3 protein-coding genes, 1 tRNA gene and 1 pseudogene are annotated in these 3,370 nt (G+C 46.9%); 3 read left to right on the forward strand and 2 right to left on the reverse strand.

Annotated elements, in window-relative coordinates:
- Positions 1-311, forward strand: a 311-nt coding sequence (locus tag CAG65_RS20210) for a beta family protein (protein WP_237668865.1), incomplete at its 5' end; no start/stop codon positions are given.
- Between the two features lie 12 nt (positions 312-323).
- Here CAG65_RS20210 and CAG65_RS20215 read toward each other — a convergent pair.
- A complete protein-coding gene (locus tag CAG65_RS20215; protein ID WP_069534698.1) occupies positions 324-938 on the reverse strand; it encodes a sce7726 family protein in 615 nt (204 codons plus the stop codon).
- A 234-nt stretch (positions 939-1,172) separates the two neighbouring features.
- Here CAG65_RS20215 and CAG65_RS20220 point away from each other — a divergent pair.
- A pseudogene (locus CAG65_RS20220) lies at positions 1,173-1,451 on the forward strand (SDR family NAD(P)-dependent oxidoreductase); the annotation flags it as partial.
- 188 nt (positions 1,452-1,639) lie between these two features.
- Positions 1,640-1,724: transfer RNA gene (locus CAG65_RS20225), tRNA-Leu, on the forward strand.
- Positions 1,725-2,123: 399 nt separating this feature from the next.
- On the opposite strand, the gene cod is transcribed toward CAG65_RS20225, so the two are convergent.
- Entirely contained in the window at positions 2,124-3,365 is a 1,242-nt protein-coding gene (gene cod, locus CAG65_RS20230; protein WP_161454778.1) for a chitin oligosaccharide deacetylase, read from the reverse strand.
- Between the last annotated feature and the right edge of the window lie 5 nt (positions 3,366-3,370).

The raw sequence follows: 3,370 nt of genomic DNA on the forward strand, positions 1-3,370 counted from the left end.
ATTTACAATACGGTGATTATGCATGTATTCATCCTTACCGTGGAGAGGCTAGACCAATGATATGGATACCACGGATTGACTATCCCTATGACAGCAAAGTATTGTTTGAGAGGTGTAGACGTGAAGACGGGGGGTATGAGGTATGTGCTTCTAACATCGTAGCTGATCCAAACTACAGCAAGAACCGTATTGACTGTTGGGGGTGTAATGAAATTGATGATGCTGCAAATGGAATATTAAACGGTAAAAGTCCTTCTTACTGGATCTCTGTACGCTCTAACATTCACATGACTAGAATGGTTAGAGGTTAAACCATTACGTAATTACAGGGTTACCTGTCTCATTGCCAATACCTCTAGGTCGTGTGCCGAGGCTGGCTTTGTGTATTCTTTTAAAAACAATGAGTACACTGGTTCGACTCGATTTTTGACACTTTCGTAAGCGAGATGGTTGATTGTTTTTAGAGTTAGTGAACTGGCTAACTCGTTTATCATATCGAAGCGCGTTCCTTTGGAGTTACTTAGTGATTTAAGATTTGACGTATTGAGAAGGTCTAAAGCTTGCTTTCGATCTAAGCGCTTTCTCATTTTTGCTTTTCTTTGTTGATAAACCTCTCCATTACGTAATATCAAAATACCTATATTTGTATCTAACGTTTTTATCACGCCGTAATGCTTTTCACTGATTAATACCGATACTTTGTTGAATGACTTCTGATAATCCCCTAGTTGAGCAGCTAAAGTGTAGGTATTATCTATATCGCTTTTTATTTCAATAGCATGAGTGCAGTCTGGCTCAACTAATATGAAATCCGCTCTTCTTTTTAAAAACCCAAATGGGAACTCGGAAGCAAATTTTATCGATGGTTGCTCTTCTAGAATGTAGTCGATTAAGCGCAATTTGTAGCTGCTTTCGTTCTGAGCTGGTTGTATTGGCATGACACTGAGTCTATTGAATTCGAGCCGCACATTATATCTTATGGCATAAATTCTATAAATAAGTGGCAAGAAGAATCTTTTGTTAGTTTAGTTAGGGGGAGAACCGCCACGCCCGAAGGCAACGGTATTTTGAATCCGAAAGTGACCACGAAGATTTCTTTCTTTATGGTCCATACATGGTCTTGTATCTCTTAAGCTTGATTCTGTCGAGGAGGCTGGCGAAGTCAGCACTAATCATCGCAACAGCCGAAAGCTCAGGAGTCCACATACTGCGCAGTTAAGTGGGCGGTAAAAGGTCTGATAGAGTCAGTTCGTTTAGAACTAAAGGGCAAACCAATGAAAATTATTGCGGTCTATCCGGGAGGGATGGCGACGGAGTTTTGGGAAACCAGTGGCAAGTCATTAGATCTCAGCAGTTTTATGCAAGCAGAAGATGCCGCCCAAATGATTCATGACGCGGTGTCGAGCATCGGTAACGGCTATGTTTCTGATATCACGGTTAACAGGTTATAAACGCCATAGATATTGGGAAGATAGCTGTAAACTAGGTGGGCGGAGATAAGATTTCGGGGCTCGAGCTCTCCTTTGTCACAGTTTGTGGCGAAATTATCAGCAAACGATAGTTATTAAAGGTTTTTCTGCTTGCGCAGGTCAAAAGCTTACGTATAATGCCAAACATCAAAGGGCAATAGCCCAGAGATGCCGGTGTGGTGAAATTGGTATACACGACGGATTCAAAATCCGTTGCCTTCGGGCGTGGCGGTTCAAGTCCGCCCACCGGTACCATACATAGAAAGGTCGCTTTTATAGCGGCCTTTCGTCGTTTTGGGGTAAAGGCACGTTGCCTTCGAGGTGGCGGCAGGGTTGCCTGTCCAATCAGTCCACCCACCGGTACCATACATAGAAAGGCCGCTTTTATGGCGGCCTTTCGTCGTTTTAGGGTAAAGGCACGTTGCCTTCGAGGTGGCGGCAGGGTTGCCTGTCCAATCAGTCCACCCACCGGTACCATACATAGAAAGGTCGCTTTTATAGCGGCCTTTCGTCGTTTTAGGGTAAAGGCATGTTGCCTGCGCGGTGGCGGCAGGACTGATAGATCCGATCGACTCTTGTTTGGCGCGCAAATGTCAAAAAAAGGCCGCTTAGTGCGGCCTTGATAAGGTTTAGAGTGAAACGTCGGTTGTCAGATCACAGCGCGCTGAACAAACTGTTCTCCTGATCGGGTGTCCAGCTTGCCTGGGAGACGTGCGCCACATCTACCTGATAGCGCAGCCCTTTGTAGACGACGATATCGCCCTGTTGATAAGCCACGTTCATGCGCCAGTTGGTTGCAGGATCCGCATTAGTCCATAAGGTAGATGTGGCGGAAGGAGCCCAGTCTGCTTGTGCGGTATGAGGGGTGGCCGCTTGATAAACCGTCCCGTTGTGCAGGACATAATCGCCTTGGTGATAGGTTACACCGACCTGCCAGTTTGGCGTGTAATTATCCATCGTATCAAAGACATAACCGGCTTGTTTGGCCAGACGGATAAACTCCGCCAGTTTCGGTAGGTTTTGGGTTGCGCCCATGCCACGTTTACCATCTTCGAACAGAAACTCATGCGTTAAAACGATCACTTTGTCTGCATGCAATGGGGTGCCACATGGGAAGTTTTGTGTTTTGGAATTGATTGGCTCAAGGGTTGTCGGCGCACAACTGTTTAATGCCGCATCAACGTAGCCGAGAAACGCCGCCGCTTCGGTTAGGCTATTGGCAGGCATAGGGATCCCCCAGTTTTCCGGTGCCCAGTCTACGTCCCAGCCATGGGTCTGATAGCCTTGGTTGGCCAGAATATTCTGTACTTCAATTGACGCCTTGACGCTGTTGGACGGATTGTCGGTATCGCACACGTAGCCCGGCTCCCAGGGCTTGAGTTCATCTGAAGTCGCGCATAAACCGTCAGCCTGGTAGTTTTTGGCGACCCGCCAACCGTTGGTATAAGGCAAACGAGCCAGTTGATGTCCTTTGTAGTTAGGGTAGCTGCTTATCCCCGGCAGGTATGTTTCCATTACCGTCAGATTCTGAGTGAAAGTGGCGGCGTCATAGAGTGGATCCTGATACGAATTGATCTGGTGATCACCGGTTGCATTACATTCGGCGCCACTCTGTGGGCCAAATTCTTCCACGCAGTTATGGATCATATGATCATAGCTGTGGTTGGCAACAATGTGACCGGAATCCAGGGCCAGCTTGAGCGCTTCCAGAGCGCGATCTTCATTTTCATCACCGATGCCGTCTAAATGCCAGGCGTTAAAGTAAAAGGTGGCTTTGACTCCGCCATCGTTCAACACCTTAATCACATCCAGTGACGCATTGATTGGTCCGTCGTCAAAAGTGAGATAAATCGTACCTTTTACATCCTCCTGAGCCAAAGCGACTGGCGAACTCAGGGCGC

This window comes from Vibrio sp. V39_P1S14PM300 (assembly GCF_009904765.1).
Classification (GTDB): Bacteria; Pseudomonadota; Gammaproteobacteria; order Enterobacterales; family Vibrionaceae; genus Vibrio; species Vibrio proteolyticus.

Coding starts and splice junctions, on each gene's coding strand:
- CAG65_RS20215 (WP_069534698.1), bottom strand. CDS start 938: ATGCCAATACAACCAGCTCAGAACGAAAGCAGCTACAAATTGCGCTTA.